Annotated in this window: 19 protein-coding genes; 10 read left to right on the top strand and 9 right to left on the bottom strand. The window is 59.5% G+C overall.

Going from position 1 to position 17307, the window contains the following annotated elements; genetic code table 11:
- Positions 1 to 7: 7 nt before the first annotated feature.
- The 3 genes from ACIOVB_RS03640 to ACIOVB_RS03630 all read right to left on the bottom strand — a co-directional run bounded on the left by ACIOVB_RS03640 (position 8) and on the right by ACIOVB_RS03630 (position 2019).
- Positions 8 to 649 (bottom strand): LysE family translocator, encoded by a 642-nt coding sequence (locus tag ACIOVB_RS03640; protein WP_401264885.1) that lies wholly within the window; start codon positions 647 to 649, stop codon positions 8 to 10.
- Positions 650 to 952: 303 nt separating this feature from the next.
- Positions 953 to 1294: a hypothetical protein gene (locus ACIOVB_RS03635; protein WP_187680807.1), complete on the bottom strand. Its 342-nt coding sequence runs from the start codon at positions 1292 to 1294 to the stop codon at positions 953 to 955.
- An 86-nt stretch (positions 1295 to 1380) separates the two neighbouring features.
- Positions 1381 to 2019 (bottom strand): ATPase, encoded by a 639-nt coding sequence (locus ACIOVB_RS03630; protein WP_187680808.1) that lies wholly within the window; start codon positions 2017 to 2019, stop codon positions 1381 to 1383.
- A gap of 169 nt (positions 2020 to 2188) precedes the next feature.
- Between ACIOVB_RS03630 and ACIOVB_RS03625 the strand changes: the two genes are divergently transcribed.
- From ACIOVB_RS03625 to ACIOVB_RS03615, 3 genes are all read left to right on the top strand, one after another.
- Positions 2189 to 2437: a hypothetical protein gene (locus tag ACIOVB_RS03625; RefSeq protein ID WP_187680809.1), complete on the top strand. Its 249-nt coding sequence runs from the start codon at positions 2189 to 2191 to the stop codon at positions 2435 to 2437.
- Positions 2438 to 2504: 67 nt separating this feature from the next.
- The gene (locus tag ACIOVB_RS03620) at positions 2505 to 2999 is read left to right on the top strand and encodes a PaaI family thioesterase (protein ID WP_401264882.1); all 495 of its coding nucleotides are present in this window, start codon (positions 2505 to 2507) and stop codon (positions 2997 to 2999) included.
- Positions 3000 to 3048: 49 nt separating this feature from the next.
- On the top strand, positions 3049 to 3507 hold the full coding sequence (locus tag ACIOVB_RS03615) for a GNAT family N-acetyltransferase (RefSeq protein WP_401264880.1): 459 nt from the start codon (positions 3049 to 3051) through the stop codon (positions 3505 to 3507).
- A gap of 66 nt (positions 3508 to 3573) precedes the next feature.
- Here the strand turns inward: ACIOVB_RS03615 and ACIOVB_RS03610 are convergent, their stop codons facing one another.
- Positions 3574 to 5769, bottom strand: a complete 2196-nt coding sequence (locus ACIOVB_RS03610) for an OsmC domain/YcaO domain-containing protein (protein ID WP_401264878.1) — start codon at positions 5767 to 5769, stop codon at positions 3574 to 3576.
- A 276-nt stretch (positions 5770 to 6045) separates the two neighbouring features.
- On the opposite strand from ACIOVB_RS03610, the gene ACIOVB_RS03605 reads away from it, so the two are divergent.
- Positions 6046 to 8682 (top strand): EAL domain-containing protein, encoded by a 2637-nt coding sequence (locus ACIOVB_RS03605; protein WP_401264875.1) that lies wholly within the window; start codon positions 6046 to 6048, stop codon positions 8680 to 8682.
- A 31-nt stretch (positions 8683 to 8713) separates the two neighbouring features.
- Here ACIOVB_RS03605 and ACIOVB_RS03600 read toward each other — a convergent pair whose 3' ends face one another.
- Complete coding sequence (locus ACIOVB_RS03600; RefSeq protein ID WP_187680813.1) at positions 8714 to 8929, bottom strand: hypothetical protein; 216 nt, start codon at positions 8927 to 8929, stop codon at positions 8714 to 8716.
- Positions 8930 to 9091: 162 nt separating this feature from the next.
- Between ACIOVB_RS03600 and ACIOVB_RS03595 the strand changes: the two genes are divergently transcribed.
- Entirely contained in the window at positions 9092 to 11218 is a 2127-nt protein-coding gene (locus ACIOVB_RS03595) for a TonB-dependent receptor family protein (protein WP_401264872.1), read from the top strand.
- Positions 11219 to 11308: 90 nt separating this feature from the next.
- On the opposite strand, the gene ACIOVB_RS03590 is transcribed toward ACIOVB_RS03595, so the two are convergent.
- The gene (locus ACIOVB_RS03590) at positions 11309 to 11536 is read right to left on the bottom strand and encodes a hypothetical protein (RefSeq protein ID WP_187680815.1); all 228 of its coding nucleotides are present in this window, start codon (positions 11534 to 11536) and stop codon (positions 11309 to 11311) included.
- Between the two features lie 182 nt (positions 11537 to 11718).
- Between ACIOVB_RS03590 and ACIOVB_RS03585 the strand changes: the two genes are divergently transcribed.
- The 5 genes from ACIOVB_RS03585 to ACIOVB_RS03565 all read left to right on the top strand — a co-directional run bounded on the left by ACIOVB_RS03585 (position 11719) and on the right by ACIOVB_RS03565 (position 15449).
- Complete coding sequence (locus ACIOVB_RS03585) at positions 11719 to 12159, top strand: TspO/MBR family protein (protein ID WP_187680816.1); 441 nt, start codon at positions 11719 to 11721, stop codon at positions 12157 to 12159.
- A complete protein-coding gene (locus ACIOVB_RS03580; protein WP_401264868.1) occupies positions 12159 to 13136 on the top strand; it encodes an alpha/beta hydrolase in 978 nt (325 codons plus the stop codon). The genes ACIOVB_RS03585 and ACIOVB_RS03580 overlap by 1 nt, the downstream gene beginning before the upstream one ends.
- Positions 13137 to 13197: 61 nt before the next feature.
- Positions 13198 to 13713: a GNAT family N-acetyltransferase gene (locus ACIOVB_RS03575; protein WP_187680818.1), complete on the top strand. Its 516-nt coding sequence runs from the start codon at positions 13198 to 13200 to the stop codon at positions 13711 to 13713.
- A gap of 37 nt (positions 13714 to 13750) precedes the next feature.
- Positions 13751 to 14791: a GSCFA domain-containing protein gene (locus tag ACIOVB_RS03570; protein ID WP_401264865.1), complete on the top strand. Its 1041-nt coding sequence runs from the start codon at positions 13751 to 13753 to the stop codon at positions 14789 to 14791.
- A complete protein-coding gene (locus ACIOVB_RS03565; RefSeq protein ID WP_401264863.1) occupies positions 14760 to 15449 on the top strand; it encodes a hypothetical protein in 690 nt (229 codons plus the stop codon). The genes ACIOVB_RS03570 and ACIOVB_RS03565 overlap by 32 nt, the downstream gene beginning before the upstream one ends.
- Positions 15450 to 15503: 54 nt before the next feature.
- On the opposite strand, the gene ACIOVB_RS03560 is transcribed toward ACIOVB_RS03565, so the two are convergent.
- The 3 genes from ACIOVB_RS03560 to ACIOVB_RS03550 all read right to left on the bottom strand — a co-directional run bounded on the left by ACIOVB_RS03560 (position 15504) and on the right by ACIOVB_RS03550 (position 17307).
- The gene (locus ACIOVB_RS03560) at positions 15504 to 16373 is read right to left on the bottom strand and encodes a TauD/TfdA dioxygenase family protein (protein ID WP_401264861.1); all 870 of its coding nucleotides are present in this window, start codon (positions 16371 to 16373) and stop codon (positions 15504 to 15506) included.
- A 63-nt stretch (positions 16374 to 16436) separates the two neighbouring features.
- Entirely contained in the window at positions 16437 to 16634 is a 198-nt protein-coding gene (locus ACIOVB_RS03555) for an MbtH family NRPS accessory protein (RefSeq protein ID WP_187680820.1), read from the bottom strand.
- Positions 16627 to 17307 (bottom strand): hypothetical protein, encoded by a 681-nt coding sequence (locus ACIOVB_RS03550; protein ID WP_401264858.1) that lies wholly within the window; start codon positions 17305 to 17307, stop codon positions 16627 to 16629. The genes ACIOVB_RS03555 and ACIOVB_RS03550 overlap by 8 nt, the downstream gene beginning before the upstream one ends.

Below are 17307 nucleotides of genomic sequence, written 5' to 3'. Positions count from 1 at the left end.
CCCGCGTTTATGCCGCCTGCCGGCGCATCGTCAGGATCGCCGCACCGAAACCGATGAACGTCGTCCCCACCACCCTGCTCACCCAACGAGACAGCGCCGGGCGAGTCAACACGCCCTTGGCCCGGGACGCCAGCGCCGCATAGACGCTCAACGACGACACTGACAACGCCATGAAGATCGAGGTGAGGATCAGAAATTGCGGCAGCAACGCTGCGCCCTGATCGATGAACTGCGGGAACAGCGCCGTGAAAAACATCGTCGCCTTGGGGTTGGTCACTGCCGTCAGGAAAGCCGACTTGTAGAGCTTGCCGCGAGTCGGTCGTGGCCTGTTCGCGGCACCCTCGATACCGTCCGGCAGCATCGGGCCTTTTCTGAACAACTGCTTGACCCCGAGGTAGAACAGATAACCGGCACCGATGATCTTCACCGCATTGAACAGCCACTCGGAACTGGCCAGCAAAGCACCCAACCCCAACATTGCGGCGGCCGACAGGCAAAACAGGCCACTGGCATTGCCCAGCGATGACCAGATTGTGCTGCGCTGTCCATGGGCAAGACTGTTGTTGATCGCCATGAGTGTCGCGGGGCCCGGGCTGGCGATGGCAATCGCGGCAACCACGGTAAACGCCAGAATCGAGTGAGAGTCCATTTTCAATGCTCGTGGGGAAGTGAGAGATGACATGTTACAGGAGCCAGGCAACCTGTCTTCCTGTGTGGGGAAAATCACCGTATCAAGGGCTCTGTGGCGAGGGGATTTATCCCCGATGGGTTGCGTAGCAGCCCAAAAAGAAAGGGCCGCTGCGCGCCCATCGGGGATAAATCCCCTCGCCACAGGGTTGAGAGGCTACTTCGGGCAAAAAAAAGCCCCGCGACCGAGTGAAGGCGCGGGGCAAAGAATTGGTTGGTTGCGGCCAACCAAAGGAGCTCTGTCAGATACGTTTACCGGGCGAAATCAGATGCAATCCTGAGCTGCCCGTTCAAAACTCGATGGCATGAAGTTCGAGGCCAGCAGGTGACGCTCGTAGAGAAACACCTTGCCGCCATTGCCGGCCTTGTAGGCTTCCAGCACGTTGTCCGCTGCCACCTTGCTTGGCACCACGATCCGGTAGCTGCGCTGGGTTTGCGAGACGGTCGGGTTCATCGCACTGCCCTGCAGTTTCGGCACAACACAATCGGCGTATTGCGCCGGCGTCTTGCTGGTCTGCAAGGTCAGCGTCGGGTCGTTCGGTGCGGAGGCGCAACCGGCGAGCAACAAGGAAGCAAAAGCCATGGCAGGCACGAATAAAGGACGCATCGGTGTAATCCTGAAAATAAAGGTTCGGTTCAACCGGCAACGTTCCAGCTTCACGGCGCCGCCGTTGCCATTTATGTTTTAAGTGTTCAGCTTGCCGACACCAACGCTTTCAGCGAGCTGTCGAATTGCTTCAGTGCGTTGAGTTGCAAGTCGCGTTGCTTCTCGATCTGCGCGGCGATGTGCGGCGCTGCCTGGTTCTGCACCCAGGCAGAAGGCAGCTGCTTTTCCACGGCACCTTCGGCCTTGCCGATGTATTGCAGGTCGGCGTCGTAGAAACGAGCGGTGAAACGCGCTTCGACCAGGCTGTTGCGTTGGGTCATCAGGCGGTTGAAGGTGTCGAGCTTGACCACCACATCCGGATGAGCCTGGACCAAGGCATCAAGGCTGTCGTAAACGGTCACGGACAAGAACTGCTGCTGCAACGAACTCATCAACCAGTCAATCGCCAGTTCCGGATCGGAACTATTGACGAAGGCTTCACGAATCCGCGAGTCCAGCGCATCTTTCGCGCCGTTGACCGCCATGTCATGGTAGCGCTCGAGGTATTGCAGGTTGTCCAAGGTGTTTTCGCTGTACAGCACACCGACGGTTTGCGAATGCTGCAACGTCGCGCTGCTGCCGGTAATGGTTTGAAAGTGACACGACCGGGCGTCATCTGCGTAGGTCGGTGCAGCGGCAGCGCCCATCAGCAGGGCGACCAGGGCCAGTCGAGTCAGAGTTTTCATCGCGCAAATTCCTTGGCTGCGTGTTCAATGGAGGCGATTTTCCGCTGATTGCCGACAAAGCAGAACTTGCGTTTCTTGATGGTCACTATTACTTCTAGCAATAGTTGCCCGACGTGCAGACTGATACACACTCAATCACAACTAGAAAAAGATGAATGAGGAAGCCTCCTTGAGAACGTTTGACTTGATCCGCGACGCCGTTCTGCCCGATTTCCGCGAGCGAGTGGCTGAATACCTGGTCCAGTACGAAAGCGTGTTGCTGAACAAAGACGGCGCCGATCCACAGCTGATTCGCGACACGGCCCATCAGTTGCGCGGTTATCTACGCGGGCTGAACACCACGCGGGTATTGGGCATGGCGTATTGGGAAGAGCTGGATCGACGGGTCGTCGATACATGGCTTGCGCCCGAGCAATAACGGATCGGCGCGGCGCCGAATGCCGCATGCGCCTGACCGGCCTCACCACACCAGGATGACCACACCCATGTCCAGCCTCGACACCTCACTGCAAGACAGCGCCGCGCCGCAAGGCGTTTGTTACGGCTGCGGCGGTAGCAATCCGCACGGCCTGCATATAAAGAGCCATTGGCACGAAGACGGCGTGCACGTCCTCGCGGAGCATGTGCCGGACGCCAAATACTGCGGCTGGCCGGACCTGGTTTACGGTGGGCTGATCGCGATGCTGGTCGACTGCCACTCCAACTGGACGGCAATGGCTTATCACTACCGTGCAGAGAACCGCGAGCCCGGCACCCTGCCCCGCATCGACTGCGTTACCGGCAACCTGGGCATCAAGTTCATCAAACCGACGCCGATGGGTGTAACGCTGACTCTGCGGGCGAAAGTCGAAGGGGAAGTCGGGCGCAAGACCCGGGTGATCTGTGAGGTCTTCGCAGGGGAAGTGCTGACGGCGGTGGGCGATTCGGTTTTTGTGCGGGTCGATACCGGGGAACTGGCTAACGCGGCGCACGGGCGCTAAGGCCTGCATTACCGCCGCGGAACGTAACGCAAACCCTGGAGCCGCCTCAATGGATCCTCTGATTCGAACCGCAACCGACGACGATGCCTCGGCCATCAGCCGAGTTGTAGTCGCGGCCCTGCGTGAGTCAAACGCTCAGGACTACTCGCAAGAAATCATCGAGCAGGTGCAGAGAAGCTTTTCCCCTGCGGCGATCCTGCACTTGTTGAGTCAACGTCGAGTGTTTGTCGCGACAATCGATCAGCACGTCGTTGCAACGGCCAGTCTTGATCAGGATGTGGTTCGAAGCGTGTTTGTTACGCCGTCTCATCAAGGTGCCGGAATCGGCAAAATACTGATGAAGACCCTTGAGGCAATCGCCAGCAAGGAAGGTGCACAACGCCTGCGCGTGCCCTCCTCCATTACCGCCGAAGGCTTCTATGCCTCGCTGGGTTTCGACAAAATCCGAGACGAATTTCACGGAGCCGAGCGCACGATCATCATGGAAAAGTGGCTGGTGCAGTCGTGACTGAGCCCAAGCCTTGCACCGCACCTGTGGAGAAGGAGCCTGCTCCCTCACCACACGTGATGACCGTCAACCCGCGACTTTAGCCCGCGCCGTGTGAAGCTTTTTATAGCTCTCGATCAGGCGCAAATGCCGATCCAGACCTTCCAGCTTCATGCTCGTCGGCGTCAAGCCGTAGAAGCGCACGCTACCGTTTACCGAACCAATCGCCGCGTCCATCCGCTCGTTACCAAACATGCGGCGGAAGTTGGCTTCGTAGTCGGCGAGTTCCAGGTCTTCGTCCAGTTCCATCTCCAGCACCACGTTCACGGCCTGATAGAACAAGCCGCGCTCGACGGTGTTGTCGTTGTATTGCAGGAACGCTTCAACCAGGTCTTTGGCCTGATCGTACTTTTGCAGGGCGAGGTAGATCAGCAGGCGCAGCTCGAGGATGGTCAACTTGCCCCACGGCGTGTTGTCGTCGAACTCGATGCCGATCAGCGTGGTGATGTCGGTGTAGTCGTCCAGCTCGCTGTTTTCCAGGCCTTGGGCCAGGTTACGCAAGCCGACTTTGCTCAGACTGTGCAGGTTGAGGATGTCGGCGCGGAATTGCAGGGCTTTGTTGGTGTTGTCCCAGATCAGGTCGTCGACCGGATAGATCTCCGAATAGTCCGGCACCAGAATGCGGCAAGCCTTGGCGCCGATGTGCTCGTAGACCGCCATATAGACTTCTTTGCCCATGTCCTCAAGGATGCCGAACAGTGTCGCGGCTTCGTCGGCGTTGGAGTCTTCGCCTTCGCCTGAGAAGTCCCACTCGACGAATTCGAAGTCGGCCTTGGCACTGAAGAAGCGCCACGACACCACACCGCTGGAGTCGATGAAGTGCTCGACGAAGTTGTTCGGCTCGGTTACGGCCTGCCCCGAGAAGGTCGGCTGCGGCAAGTCGTTCAGGCCTTCAAAACTACGGCCCTGCAACAACTCGGTCAGGCTGCGCTCCAGCGCGACTTCAAGGCTTGGGTGCGCGCCGAACGAGGCGAATACACCGCCGGTACGCGGATTCATCAGGGTCACGCACATCACCGGGAATTCACCGCCCAGAGACGCATCCTTGACCAGCACCGGGAAGCCCTGCTCTTCCAGGCCCTTGATGCCGGCCAGAATGCTTGGGTATTTCTCCAGCACTTCCTGCGGCACGTCCGGCAGCGCCATTTCCCCTTCGAGGATTTCGCGTTTGACCGCCCGCTCGAAGATTTCCGACAGGCACTGCACCTGTGCTTCAGCCAATGTATTACCGGCGCTCATGCCGTTGCTGAGGAACAGGTTTTCGATCAGGTTGGACGGGAAGTACACCACTTCCTGGTCGGACTGGCGCACAAACGGCAGCGAGCAGATGCCGCGCTGGGTGTTGCCGGAGTTGGTGTCGTACAGGTGCGATCCGAGGAGATCGCCTTCGCGGTTATAAATCTTGAGGCAGTATTCGTCGAGGATCTCGGTCGGCAGAGCATCTTTCGGGCCGGGTTTGAACCAGCGCTCGTCCGGGTAATGCACGAACTCTGCGTTGGCGATGTCTTCGCCCCAGAACTGATCGTTGTAGAAGAAGTTGCAGTTAAGACGCTCGATGAACTCGCCCAGCGCCGAGGCCAGTGCGCCTTCTTTGGTCGCACCCTTGCCGTTGGTGAAGCACATCGGCGAATGCGCATCTCGGATGTGCAGCGACCACACGTTGGGCACGATGTTGCGCCACGAAGCGATTTCAATCTTCATGCCCAGGTCGGCGAGAATGCCCGACATGTTGGCGATGGTCTGCTCCAGCGGCAGATCCTTGCCGGCAATGTAGGTGCCTGCTTCCGAACCCGAATGCGGCATCAACAGGGCTTGCGCATCGGCGTCGAGGTTTTCTACTTCTTCGATAATGAACTCAGGGCCAGTCTGCACGACCTTCTTTACCGTACAGCGGTCGATGGAGCGCAGGATGCCCTGGCGATCCTTGTCGGTGATGTCCGCCGGCAGTTCGACCTGAATCTTGAAGATCTGGTTGTAGCGGTTTTCCGGGTCGACGATGTTGTTTTGCGAGAGGCGAATATTGTCTGTGGGGATGTTGCGGGTGTCGCAGTACAACTTCACGAAGTAAGCCGCGCACAACGCCGACGATGCCAGGAAGTAGTCGAACGGCCCCGGTGCCGAGCCATCGCCTTTATAGCGGATAGGCTGATCGGCGATCACCGTGAAGTCGTCGAACTTGGCTTCAAGTCGAAGGTTGTCGAGAAAATTGACCTTGATTTCCATGCGGGATTACCAGAATACGGCTAAACGAATGGCGGCCATTATCCGGTTTTTGAGCGGGAAGTCTTGTGCTTTCGGGAATGGCCGCTGACCGGCGCCATGCCATCTGCACGGGCCTCACACTGTGCGCCGGTGCCCATTTCTGCACATAAATTCGAGCAAAGACTCAACACGTTCACTACGCTTTTACAGATTCGGACCACTGCACCACGAAGAATCTGAACGTCGCGCCCACGCCATTGTTCTAGATTCAGAAGACTGCGGATCAAGGACGAGCGAATGGATATTTCCAGTTATGCGGCGCCTGCTCCACCCCGGCAAAGCGTGGTCACCCGACGCCTTGCCATTGCCGTCGGCGCATTGTTCGTCACCGGGGTGATGGCCGCGACTGTCGCCCTGCTCGGAATTGCCGATAAGCTGGACAGCGAAGAAATCAACAAAATCAAGTTCTATTCAGCCCGCGCCCTGGAAAACCGTATCACCGCGTCGAAGAACTACATCACCAGTTATGCCTACTGGACAACGGCCTATGAACGCCTGAGCAACCAAGTCGACACAAACTGGGCATACACCGAGCAGAATCTGGGTAAAACCCTGTTCACCAGTGACGGTTATGACGGCGTATTCGTACTCAATCGCGAGCGCACCAAATACACAGTGGTTCGAGGGCAAATGCTTGAGGCCGATCTCTCGGCCTTCCTCGAAGTCAGCGCCACATCGCTGCTGGATAACGTACAAACCCAGGCCGACCTGACCCAACCCTTCACTACTTATTCACTGTTTGAAGGCTGGCCAGCGCTGGTGTCAGCGGCGGCAATCATTCCCAACGATCAAAGGCCGGTAGATGCTGCGCAGCAAACCTCTGTGCTGGTATTCGTCGACAAGCTCACTCCCACCAAATTACGCAAGATCGGCAGTGAGTATGGCCTGAGCAACCTGACGCTGGCGCTGGATGAAACGATTGACCCGGCCCGCCCCCGGGTGCCGCTGGGCAGCACCGGGTACAGCTTGATTGCCGATATGGAGCGGCCGGGACAACAGTTGTTGGGGTCATTGCTGCCTACCCTCGGCGCGACGATGGTGGTGTTAATGCTGCTGACCGCCTATTTCTTTCGGCATGCCTTGCGCTCATCGCAATACGTCGACCAAAGCTTCGCCGTCATGCAGACCTCGAACGAGGCATTGGAAGCCGCCAACCGCGGGCTGGAAGCCAGTGAAGAACGCTTTCGCGCGGTGGCGGAAGCCGCTTCGGACTGGATCTGGGAGGTCGATCGGGATCTGTCGCTGACCTACTTGTCCGCGCGGTTCAGCGAAGTGACCGGTTATCCGCAAACCTTCTGGCTGGGGCAAGATATTGGTGAATTGCTGTTTTGCGACACCACGCCACTGCAATTGTGGCTAAGGAAACTGCCCGAGGAAGGCAACACCAGCGACCTGCGTTGCACCTACCGCGACCACTCCGGCCAGCAGCGTCACTGTCGGTTGTCCGCCCGCTCGATCTTCGACAAGCATGTCGTCATTGGTTATCGGGGTACCGCCAGCGACATCACCGATGAAGTCGCTGCCCATGCGCAGATCCAGCACCTGTCGATGCACGACGCCCTGACCGGACTGCCCAATCGCAACAAACTGGCGCGGTATCTGGATGATGCGCTGTTGCTCAAAGAGCACTCGCCAGCGCTATCGCTGTTGATGATCGATCTGGACAACTTCAAACCGATCAATGACTCCCTCGGCCATCCCGCCGGTGACGCGGTGCTGCAAGAAGTCGCCGTGCGCCTGCGTGAATGCACTCGTGACAACGACATCGTCGCCAGGCTCGGTGGTGACGAGTTTGTGGTGGTGCTCAACGGCATGGACAGCCATCACGAAATCGACAAGTTCTGCACCCGCCTGATCGGCAGCCTGCACCAGCCGGTAATGTTCGAAGACTATCCGCTGCACGTTGGCGCCAGCATCGGCATTGCCTTGAGCCGCCGCCATGGCTTCGCGCCGAGCGAGCTGATTCGCTACGCCGACATCGCGCTCTATCAGGCCAAATCCGACGGCAAGAACACTTGGTGCTATTTCGAAGCGCACATGAGCGACCAGATCCAGACGCGCCGGCAAATGGAAGATGATTTGCGTCATGCACTCAAGCACAACGAATTCGTCCTGCACTATCAGCCGCGCTACAAGATTGACGGCAAGCAGATCGTCTCGGTCGAGGCGCTGGTGCGCTGGCAGCATCCGAGCAAAGGCCTGCTAGGACCGGACCTGTTTATTCCGCTGGCCGAGCAGACTGACCTGATCGTCCCTCTTGGGCGCTGGGTGTTGCGCGAAGCCTGCGAAACGGCGCTGACCTGGCCGGAAGACATTTTGCTGTCGGTGAATCTTTCCCCGGCGCAATTTGCCGTGACCGATGTGGTTGCGGATGTCCGCGAAATGCTGGTCGAGACGCGTTTCCCGGCCAGTCGCCTGGAACTGGAGATCACCGAGAACGTCATGCTCAACGACACCGACGGCGCGCTGACCACCATGAACGCGCTGAAAGAACTGGGCGTGCGCCTGAACATGGACGACTTCGGCACCGGCTATTCGTCCCTCGGCTACCTGCGCGCCTACCCGTTCGACGGGATCAAGATCGACAAGCGCTTCATCGCCTCGATCAGCAGCGGCGCCAATGATCGGGCGGTGGTGCAAGCCATCATCGGCCTGGGCAAAGCCATGGGTCTGAACGTTACCGCAGAAGGGGTCGAAACCGAGGAGCAACTGGATATCCTCGGCAAGGATCAATGCAACGAAGTACAGGGTTATTTCATGAGTCGCCCGATCGACAAGGTGGCCTTCGCGCGTCTGTTGCAAACATCAAGAAGCGCACAGCCGAAGCAAAAGAAAGGCCGCGTCACGAGCGGCCTGAATCTTGAGGGTTTATAAGGTGAATCAACGCTGAGCAATAGCGCTGATATCAACCGTGGCTTCGACCTTCGTCGCGGGTGAACACACTGCTCGCATCCCTCACCAACTGACGCCATTCGGCGCTGGTGATCAGTCCCTGCTCCTCCATCTCATCAGCTGCCTTGAGCAACTCGTCGTACTGTTCTTCCGGGTCCATCCGCGGTTGCGACTGCGTCGCCAGTTTGCGCCATGCCGCCAGTAATTCTTTCTTGCGCTGATCGAACATAGGGGTATCTCGTGATGGACTCACTCGGTAGAAAGACACGGCGTCACGGTGGTTCAGTGAAGTCGACGGATGGAACCCCGAGAAAAGCAAATTCCCATGTGTTTCCTTCGTTCTTTATTACGTCGCACTGTTCATTGCCCGTCCCTGCCTGGAGTTTTCTCGATGCCCGCGTCCAAATCCCTGCCCACCGCATTGTTGGGGCTGGCCCTTGCCTGTCCGGCCATGGCCGAGACTCAAGGTCTGGAATTGGGGCAGGTGCTGATTTCGGCGCAAGACCGCAGCGGCACGGACGCGGCTGTTGAAGACGCCAAGGCCCGCCTGGATCAGGTGCCCGGCGGCACGAGCGTGGTCGACATGCGCCAACCGTTGCAGGGTCGCGTGGCCAGTAATCAGGATGTGCTGGCCTATCAGCCGGGGGTTTATGCGCAGTCGGCCGGTAACGAAGGCGTGAAGATTTCGATCCGTGGTTCGGGCATCAACCGGGCGCCCGGCGCGCACGCATCGGGGCTGTACACCATGCTCGACGGCCTGCCGCTGACCGGTCCCGGCGGCACGCCTTATGAATTGCTCGAACCCCTGTGGGTCGACCACGTTGAAGTGCTGCGCGGCGCCAATGGCTTTGATCGCGGTGCGCTGGCACTGGGCGGCGCCGTCGATTACGTCAGCCACACCGGCTACGACGCGCCGAAACTGCAAGTGCGCTACGCCACCGGCAGCCATGGTTATCAGCAGCGCCAGGTCAGTTCCGGACAAGTGCTGGGCGACTTCGATTATTACGTGTCGCTGACCGATTCGAACGCCGATGGCTATCAGGATCACACCGCCAGCGAGAGCAAAGGCCTGATCGCCAACTTCGGCTATCGCTTCAACCCGAATCTGGAAACGCGCTTCTATATCCGCTACCGCGAGACCGACAACGACCTCGCCGGCCGCGTGACCAAGCACTCCATCGAACACGACCCACGAGCGGCCAACCCGGCTTACGTCTCGCGCGATGACAGCCGCAAGCAACCGGGCAGCACCTTCATCGGCAACAAAAACACGTTCTACATCGACGACGATTCAAGCATCCAGACCGGCCTCGTCTACCACGACTATCCGATGGACCTGCGCGAAGGCCCGAATCGTCTGAAGGTCGCCTACACCGACGTCAGCGGGACCTTCGATTACAAGCGTCGTGACACTTTGTTCGGCATGGAAAGTCGCAGCACCGTTGGCCTGCGCGTGACCAAACACCTGCCTAACGACGGTGCCAGTGAATTTGTGCGCATCCCCACCGGTAACACCGCTGGCTATGCACCGGGCACGCGCATGCGCAACTTCACCTATCAGGGCTCTGACACCGTCCTGCATTTTGGTAACGATCTGGAAATCGCCGACGACCTGTGGCTGACCACCGGCCTCGCCGCGATCTACACCCGTCGCGAAAGTGCAGTCACCTACCCCGAAGGCGGCGGTAAAACCAGCATGAACGACTGGGACTACGCCCCCCGCCTCGGCCTGCGCTACCAGATCACGCCTGACGTGCAAGTGTTCGGTAACCTCAGCCGCTCGGTCGAAGCACCGCATCCATGGTCGCTGATCTACAGCTCCAACGTGCGCTTCCCGGCTGGCAACGGCGCCGCGACCGGCACTCAGAAGGACCCGATCAAACTGCAAAACCAGACCGCCACCACCCTCGAACTCGGTGGGCGCGGCGACAGCGCACTCGGCGAGTGGAGCCTGGCGTGGTACTACGCGCAAGTGCGCCACGAATTGCTCTCGGTACTGCCGGACGCCAACGCGGTAACGCCCTACGAGCTAAACGCCAGCCCGACCGTGCACCAAGGCATCGAAGCCAGTTTGAACAGCAAACTCTGGTCAGCCGCCGACGGTCGCCAGTTGAGCCTGCGTCAGGCGTACACCTTCAGCGACTTCCACTATCGCGATGATGATCGCTTCGGTGACAACCGCTTGCCGGGCTTGCCGATGCATTACTACCAAGGTGAGCTGCGTTATGACTGGCCGCAGGGGTTCTTTGCGGCGATGAACACACAACTGGTATCCAAAGTTGCCGTGGACTACGCCAATAGCTACTACGCCGATCCTTACGCACTGTTCGGCGCAACGCTGGGCTACAACGCACCCAAAGGTGACTGGCAGACCTGGGTGGATATGCGCAACCTGACCAACAAACACTATGCGGCGACGGTCACGCCTGGGTATGACGACAAGGGACTGGATGCGGCGCGGTCGACGCCGGGTGAAGGCATGGGGGTTTATGTCGGGGTTTCGTGGAGTTTGCTGTGAGGCTACGAGGAACTCCCAATGCAGAAGTGAGCCTGCTCGCGATGGCGGCAGAACCTGCACAATTGCCGGCTTTCACGACAGATCGTCGATTTACGCGATCACCTCAATCCGTGTAATCCCTACCTGCTCCGCCTGCTTGAGGATCTCCTGGGGCGTCGAATCGGCCGTGGGCATGATCAGGCTGTTTTCCGCATCGCCAAGATGCAGCTCCAGAAGATGCATCGCGGCCTCGTGATCGGCCAGTTGTGGTTGCTTGAGTTCGAACACGTGGGAGCGAGGCTCGCCGTTGAACAGGTATTCCAGGCGATAGGTGTGCATGGTGTCATCCGTATGAGAAAAGAGGGGCACTGAATATCCTGACGTCTCAGTCAGGCTTTTAGTTCAACGGCATGAAGCGCAGGACGCGAGCAGAGAAATCTCATGCTCAATCCAAACTTTTCGCGCCACGGGGCGTCCTCTGCTTACACTCTCAAACAGCTGACCCAAACTAAGGACTGCCGATGACTTTTTTTATTTTCCTTCTGGCCTGCGCGGCTGCCGCGACCACAGGCGTCATGTTCAAACCCGGCGAATGGTACGAATCACTGAGCAAACCCTCGTTCACGCCACCCAACTGGGCGTTCCCGGTGGCCTGGACGCTAATCTATTTGTTACTGGCCTGGGCCGGATACCGACTGAGCCTGATCCCGGGAAGTCAGACGGTGCTGGCGCTATGGGCGGCGCAGATTGCGCTGAATACCTTGTGGACTCCGGTGTTCTTCGGGGCGCATCAGGTTTTTGCCGCGATGGTGATCCTGACGTTGCTCTGGTTGGTGGTCGCGGCGATGGTGGTGATGGCCTTGCAACTTGATCTGGTCACCGGCCTGATCCTGTTTCCTTATCTGGCGTGGCTGTGTGTGGCCGCGGCGTTGAATTTTTCCATCTTGATCAAGAACCGCTGATGATCGATTGCAGCAGCAAAGTGCCGTGGCCACAGGGCGAGCGCGAGTTGGCGCAAGTGCGTGACTTCAACCGGAAGCTCGCCTGGTTGCCGCGCTTTAAAATCCGCAATCGCGTCTTGCCACGGATGATTCAGGCGCTGCTGCGCGTCAGTCAGATCGGCGGCGCGAGCAAGTTGCGCAAGCACGGCCTCAAGGCAGAGCGAAAGGCGATTGCCGGGGGCAGCGTGCGGATCATTCGTCCCAAAGGGTGCGCGAAAGGCGTTGTGCTGGATTTCCATGGCGGCGGCTGGGTGATCGGCAACGCGCAGATGAATGACAATTTCAACATTGCCATTGTCAACGCCTGCGACGTGACAGTTGTCTCGGTGGATTACCGGCTTGCGGTATCGACGCCCATTGAAGGGGTGATGGAAGATTGCACTGCTGCTGCTCGCTGGTTGCTCAATGAGCACGAGTTTGCCGATCTGCCGGTAATTGTCGTTGGCGAATCGGCCGGAGCGCATCTGGCGGCGACATCGTTGTTGGCGCTGAAACAATCGCCCGACTTACTCAGTCGGGTAAGCGGCGCGTTGCTGTATTACGGCGTCTACGACTTGACCGGAACGCCGAGCGTGCGCGCGGCGCCGCCGGAAACGCTGGTGCTGGACGGCCCCGGCATGGTCGAGGCGCTGCGCATGCTCACGCCAGACTTGAATGACCAACAGCGCCGGCAACCACCGTTGTCACCGCTGTACGGTGACTTCAGCGGATTCCCGCCGGCACTGATGTTTGCCGGCGAACTCGATCCGCTGCGCGATGACACCCTCGACATCGCCGAACGCTGGTCGCAGTCGGCGCCTGTCGAGGTGTACCTGCTGCCCTCTTCACCCCATGGTTTTATCCATTTTCCGACAGCCATTGCTGACAGCGTGCTGGCTTACAGTCGGGAATGGATTTCGGCTCGCATCGGGGGGCAAGCACCGATATCCGATCATTGATCTTTCCCCCCACAACAAGTAAAAAACCCCTTCCCCTTTCCACCCATGCAAGGAGCAGCGGATGCTCGAACTCACCACCGAACGCCTGGACCTGCGCACCCTGGTCGAATCTGACTGGCCGTTGTTCCTCAGGCTGCATTCCGAGCCGCAGACCATGCAGTATGTGTTCGGTGAAATTGCCGAGGAGCAAATTCGCAAGGGCTTCGAGCATCGGTTGCCGGCGTGGGGGCCGCAGTCGGATCACTGGTTGTGCCTGGTGGTGATTGACAAGGCCAGTCGGCAGGAACTGGGTGTGACCGGGTTCTGTATTCTCTCGCCGGGACATGCCGAAGTGGGTTGCCTGCTGCTGCCGGAGCATCAGGGCAAAGGCTTTGGCACCGAGTCGCGCCGGGCGATCATCGATTATGCCGCCGCCATCGGCCTGGACTCGCTGGAGTCGACCGTGACCGACGGTAATGTCGCATCCTGCAAGGTGTTGGAAAAATGCGGTTTTGTCTTCGAACGCCGTGTGCCGCTGGCCTATCAGATCGGTGACCGGTGGTTTGATGACCTGATCTACCGCTATCAAATCAGCTGATCCTTTTTCTCTGCGAACCGCCAGGAGGCCTCTCGTCGTGAATCCCTATCAATGCCTGCCATCCCGCGCCTTCTGGCGCACGGCCGTGGCCGACAAACCCGCGCTGGACATCGATCAACTGTGGACACCGGAATTCGAGATCGGCAACAAGGACGCCATCGTTACCGCCGGCTCATGTTTCGCCCAGCACATCGGTCGGGCGCTGGTGGAGCGCGGCATGAATTGGCTGGACGCCGAGCCTGCCCCGGCCGGGTTGCCTGAAGTCGACTGGAAGGCCCACAACTATGGGGTGTTTTCTTTCCGCACCGGCAACCTGTACACCCCGGCGATGTTGCGCCAATGGCTCGAATGGGCATTGGGCTTGAGTGTGCCGCACAGCGAAACCTGGGGACACGACGGGCGTTTCTTCGATCCGTTCCGCCCCGCCGTGGAGCCTGAGGGCTTTGCCAGTGAAGAGGCGTTATTCGCGTCGCGCGAAGCTACTCTGGACGCCATTCGCACCGCCCTGCGCCGCGCCAAGGTGTTTGTGTTCACGCTTGGTCTGACCGAAGGCTGGCAACATCGCCAGACCTCTGCGCTCTATCCGATGTGTCCTGGCACCGTGCGCGGCACCTTCGATCCGCAGCTCCACCAGTTCCGCAACTTCGGGTTTGTCGACACCTATGGCGAGATGGTCAGGGCAGTCGAGTTGATGCGCTCGATCAATCCGCAACTGCGCCTGCTGCTCACCGTTTCGCCAGTGCCCCTCACGGCCACGGCCACCGGGCAGCATGTGTTGAGCGCCACCACCTACTCCAAATCGGTGCTGCGCGCCGTCGCCGGGCAACTGTGTGAAGACCTGCACGACGTCGACTATTTCCCGTCCTACGAAATCATCACCGGCACACCGTTCAAGGGCGGCTTCTACCAGGCCAACCAGCGAGAAGTCACGCCAGAGGGTGTGGCGTTCGTCATGCAGCAGTTTTTCGCCGGGCTCGACGCCGTCCAGTCAGTGCAAGCGCCCGCCTCTGCTCCCTCCACTTGCGTATCCAGCGAGGATCTTGTCTGTGAAGACGCCGTACTCGATTACTACGCCTAGGTTTCTGCTGTTGGGTGACTCCCATGCCGGCGTCATCGGCAAAGCGGCGCAGGCCCGTGAAGTGCCTTTCGGCGGTGGCCCGCTGGGAACCGGAAGAGATTTCGCCGTCGATTTCTTCAGCATCACCCGCAATGACGTGGTCTTCAGGGATGGCGAGATGGAACGCCTGTATCGCCAGGCCCTCGACACCTTCGAAACGCCGCAATTGGCGAAGGTCGGCGTGCCGCTGGTGAGCACAATCGGCCTGAGTCTGCACTACCTCGCCACAGCGCCGAACTGGACCTGTTACCAGACGCCAGAGGGTGAGTTCGACGCAGGATTTCTCGCAGGGCCGTTGTTCGAATCTATCGTCGACACCCTGTCCCGGTCGGCATTGGCATTCTATGAACAGGCACTGGCGATGAAGCTCAAGGTGTTCGCCGTGTTACCGCCGCAACGGGTACCGGAGCTGTCCGACCCGCGAGTGTTCATGGCCGCTCAGACGCTGCTGATCAAGCGTCTGCAGGGGCTCGGCGTGGAGCTGATCGACGTGCGCGCGGCGGCGAACGATGAGCAGGGTTTCCAGCGTTCGGCGTTCTGCGAAGTGGATGACCCGTTGCACGGCAATCTGGCGTTTGGTGAGTTGATCGTCGAGCAGTTGCTGGAGCATGGTCTCTAGAGGCGGGGACATCTGTGGGAGTGAGCTTGCGCCCACAGATGTGCCTCGGGGGGATCAAGCCTTGGGCTGCGTCCCCAGAATCGTGACCCGCTCGCCGTAGCGCGAATGCGGGAAATAATCCCAGACCGCATGGTGCTGAGTGCAGCGGTTGTCCCAGAACACCAGGGTGTTCGGCGCCCAGCGTACGCGGCAACTGAGGACTGGCTCTCGGGCCACCAAATCAAACAGCATGTTCAGCAGCGCCTGACTTTCGCCACCGGACAACTGCACGATGTGCGAAGTGAACCCGGAATTGACGAATAACGACTTGCGCCCGGTTTCAGGGTGACGAACCACCACCGGGTGTTCAGTCCTCGGCAGGTTGGCCGGCGCCTGATAGCCCTTCCACGGAATCGCCCCGTCATGGATGGCGGTCAATTCGCCGAGAAACTGCTGCATTGCCGGCGACAGCATTTCGATCGCCAGGTGCATGTTGGCAAACAACGTATCGCCACCCGTGCCGATGGCCGGAGTTTCCTTGATGTACAGCATCGAACCGAGGGACGGTGCGACATCGGCCGTGCCGTCGGTGTGCCAGGTTTCACCGGCGACGTAGCGTGATTGGGCATTGGCGCGGATCTCCACCAGTTCCGGGTCATCGCCGTCAATGTCCTCCACCGGCAAGGCACGCAGTTCGCCGAACAAGCGGCCGAACGCCTTGTGTTCTTGCACCGTCAAATGCTGATCGCGAAACACCAGCACGTGGTTTTCCAGAAAAGCCCGGCGGATTTCTGAGAGTTGATCGTCACTCAGCGGTTGCGAAAGATCGACGCCGGCGACCTCGGCGCCAATGACCGGCGTGATCCGGTCGACGGTGATGTGCTGATACGGCACGCGCTGTTGTGCGGCGATGCGCTCGATTGCCTTAAGTGCCAATTGATCCATGTTCCCTCACCTTTTATTGAAGCGCCCGATACCCACTTCCCCAGCGGACGAGTGCGATAACGATTATTGCGACACGCTCTCTCGCAGCGAGCGCGGGCGCATATCGATCCAGTGTTCATTGATGTATTCCAGGCAGATCTGGCGTTCACCGCGCATCCCCGCCTCGCTCCAGCCGTTGGCCATCGGCTTGCCCACGGGCCACAGGGAATACTGACCTTGGCCATTGATCACCACATCGAATTGCAGCTGTGCGTCACTCATGTCGTTCTCCTGTTGAATGGGATTGCAGCGTTGCCAGACTCCGGTTCAACCCCTCGGCGAGGTCGTTGAACAGTACACGGCGCTGTTCATCGGTCTGCGCGCAGGCCCGGGCATACACCCGCGTCGATGCACCGCAGACATGCGCGTACGCTTGCGCATCGTCAGCGGCGAAGGCCCGGGCTGAAGTTTCGGCGTTGGCGCTGGCGTGGGCCTGGGCAAACGCGGTGGCGTTGGCTTCGGTATTCAATTGCGCGTAATACACGGCAAACGCCTCGGCATCGCCAAAGTGCTCGGCAATCATGGCGACGTTGGCCGGTGCCTGACCGTAAGTCATTGCACTGGCGTGGGCCTGGGCGTATGCCGCGTCGTAGGCATACGCCCGTCGATACAGCGCCAGCAACACCGGTTTGAGCGTCGCCCGCCATTCACCGAGGCGTGCGCGCAGGCCGAGCGCGGCCCGTCGATGCAGGCTCTGCAAATCGAGCAGCGCCTGCCGATGCTCCGGCACGGCTTCGCACAGCAACGGCATGACCACATCGGCGTGCCACAGGTGTACAACCCGAAGCGCTACAGGCTCGTCGAACCCGTGCAACCGCTGACGCAAAATGTCGGCCTGCGCGGTGGGCAGGGTTTCGCACAACACTTGCGTCAATGTGCGCCACCATCGAGGCAT

This window comes from Pseudomonas sp. NPDC087639, assembly GCF_044743385.1.
GTDB lineage: Bacteria > Pseudomonadota > Gammaproteobacteria > Pseudomonadales > Pseudomonadaceae > Aquipseudomonas.
This window is presented reverse-complemented; position numbering and strand designations above follow the sequence as displayed.

Coding starts and splice junctions, on each gene's coding strand:
- ACIOVB_RS03555 (WP_187680820.1), bottom strand. CDS start 16,634: ATGAGTGACGCACAGCTGCAATTCGATGTGGTGATCAATGGCCAAGGT.
- ACIOVB_RS03635 (WP_187680807.1), bottom strand. CDS start 1,294: ATGCGTCCTTTATTCGTGCCTGCCATGGCTTTTGCTTCCTTGTTGCTC.
- ACIOVB_RS03550 (WP_401264858.1), bottom strand. CDS start 17,307: ATGCCTCGATGGTGGCGCACATTGACGCAAGTGTTGTGCGAAACCCTG.
- ACIOVB_RS03630 (WP_187680808.1), bottom strand. CDS start 2,019: ATGAAAACTCTGACTCGACTGGCCCTGGTCGCCCTGCTGATGGGCGCT.
- ACIOVB_RS03595 (WP_401264872.1), top strand. CDS start 9,092: ATGCCCGCGTCCAAATCCCTGCCCACCGCATTGTTGGGGCTGGCCCTT.
- ACIOVB_RS03620 (WP_401264882.1), top strand. CDS start 2,505: ATGTCCAGCCTCGACACCTCACTGCAAGACAGCGCCGCGCCGCAAGGC.
- ACIOVB_RS03610 (WP_401264878.1), bottom strand. CDS start 5,769: ATGGAAATCAAGGTCAATTTTCTCGACAACCTTCGACTTGAAGCCAAG.
- ACIOVB_RS03640 (WP_401264885.1), bottom strand. CDS start 649: ATGGACTCTCACTCGATTCTGGCGTTTACCGTGGTTGCCGCGATTGCC.
- ACIOVB_RS03585 (WP_187680816.1), top strand. CDS start 11,719: ATGACTTTTTTTATTTTCCTTCTGGCCTGCGCGGCTGCCGCGACCACA.
- ACIOVB_RS03615 (WP_401264880.1), top strand. CDS start 3,049: ATGGATCCTCTGATTCGAACCGCAACCGACGACGATGCCTCGGCCATC.
- ACIOVB_RS03560 (WP_401264861.1), bottom strand. CDS start 16,373: ATGGATCAATTGGCACTTAAGGCAATCGAGCGCATCGCCGCACAACAG.
- ACIOVB_RS03580 (WP_401264868.1), top strand. CDS start 12,159: ATGATCGATTGCAGCAGCAAAGTGCCGTGGCCACAGGGCGAGCGCGAG.
- ACIOVB_RS03600 (WP_187680813.1), bottom strand. CDS start 8,929: ATGTTCGATCAGCGCAAGAAAGAATTACTGGCGGCATGGCGCAAACTG.
- ACIOVB_RS03605 (WP_401264875.1), top strand. CDS start 6,046: ATGGATATTTCCAGTTATGCGGCGCCTGCTCCACCCCGGCAAAGCGTG.
- ACIOVB_RS03575 (WP_187680818.1), top strand. CDS start 13,198: ATGCTCGAACTCACCACCGAACGCCTGGACCTGCGCACCCTGGTCGAA.
- ACIOVB_RS03590 (WP_187680815.1), bottom strand. CDS start 11,536: ATGCACACCTATCGCCTGGAATACCTGTTCAACGGCGAGCCTCGCTCC.